Source organism: Mesorhizobium sp. KR2-14 (assembly GCF_040049255.1).
Lineage (GTDB): Bacteria > Pseudomonadota > Alphaproteobacteria > Rhizobiales > Rhizobiaceae > Pseudaminobacter.
In genome coordinates this window covers 1-1,375 of the sequence record NZ_JBDZDR010000029.1, presented here as the reverse complement: position 1 = coordinate 1,375, position 1,375 = coordinate 1, and the positions used below count along the sequence as shown (strand labels likewise).

The following is a 1,375-nucleotide window of genomic DNA, read 5'->3' as shown; positions in this document are numbered from 1 at the left end:
TGGGGCCGTGTATGGACGGCTCTCCGTTGGCAAGGGGTTCTTTTGAGCATTCTGCGTTGCTGGTTGGTGCGGCCATGTATCCGACCTGTAGTGCGGCCTTTCATGCGCCGCTGGCCATAATGCCATTCGCGCGGCCCAGGTCCCGATCGGAAGCTCGCACTCGAAGGTGCACGGCCCCAGTGGGTTTTCCTGATCCGGCGGTATCAACCGGCTTTGTGCATTAGCTCCTGTCCGCCCTTTCCAACCTCGTCGGCGCTTACGCGTCTTGTCTCGTTCTATGCGATGACCGGCTCCCTGTAGCGCTCGCCGCTTGTCATCAACGCCCAGACCATCCGGGCGGTCTTATTGGCCAGCGCAACCGCTGCAACCTTTGTCGTTCGTCGAGCCATTAGCTGCACGAGCCATGGCCGCCTGGTCCCGTTCCGCTCGGCATAGCGGATGACCGCCATCGCGCCGACCACGAGCATCTGGCGCAGGTAGCGATTACCGGCTTTGGAGATGCTCCCGAGTTTCTCCTTGCCCCCGCTTGAGTTTTGCTTCGGCACGAGCCCTATCCAAGCCGACAGGCAGCGCCCCGATTTGAACGCATGCGCATCGGCGACGGTCGCGACGAAGGCACTTGCCAGCAGCGGGCCCACGCCAGGTATCTCCATCAACCGGCGACCAAGCTCGGTCTCGCGCGCACTCGCCCGGACCCTTCGATCATTCTGGAGGATCTGCTCCTTCACGACCCGGAGCTGCGCCTCGAGCATCCGCAGGCAAAGCCGTGCGTCAGCGGGGATCCTGGTGTCGTTCTCGTCGTTGATGACTACGAGCAGTTGCTCGATCCCATTCCGCCCGATCGGCGCCACGACACCGAACTCGGATAGGTGTGCTCGCAACGCGTTCGATATCTGTGTGCGCTGGCGGTTGAGCATCAACCGAACCCGGTGAAGCATCATCACACTCTGCTGCTCGGGCGACTTCACCGGCACAAAGCGCATGGTCGGCCGGGTCACCGCCTCGCAGATGGCTTCTGCATCGGCCGCATCGTTCTTCTGCCGCTTTAGATACGGCTTCACGTACTGTGCGGGCAGCAGCCGCACATCATGCCCACGTGCAGTAAGCTCTCTCGCCCAATAATGCGACGAGCTGCAGGCCTCGATCCCGACCAAGCATCGCGGCAGGCTCTCGAAGAATGCCAGCACCCGCCCCCGGGTCAGCTTCTTCCGAATGACAACCTCGCCAACAGCATCCACGCCGTGGACTTGAAACACTGACTTTGCAATATCCAGACCAATCGTTGTAACGGTGCCCATCATAGCTCCTCCAGCTCTGCCCCGCGACTATAGCTGCAGCTACGGGGGGGAGGAGAGCCGTCCACCGCATCAGAAGC

Annotated in this window: 1 protein-coding gene; it reads right to left on the bottom strand. The window is 61.8% G+C overall.

All coding sequences use genetic code 11. From position 1 onward, the window contains the following. Nucleotides 1-275: 275 nt before the first annotated feature. Nucleotides 276-1,298, bottom strand: a complete 1,023-nt coding sequence (locus tag ABLE86_RS22845; RefSeq protein ID WP_348781288.1) for an IS110 family transposase — start codon at nt 1,296-1,298, stop codon at nt 276-278. Nucleotides 1,299-1,375 lie beyond the last annotated feature (77 nt).

Coding starts and splice junctions, on each gene's coding strand:
- ABLE86_RS22845 (WP_348781288.1), bottom strand. CDS start 1,298: ATGGGCACCGTTACAACGATTGGTCTGGATATTGCAAAGTCAGTGTTT.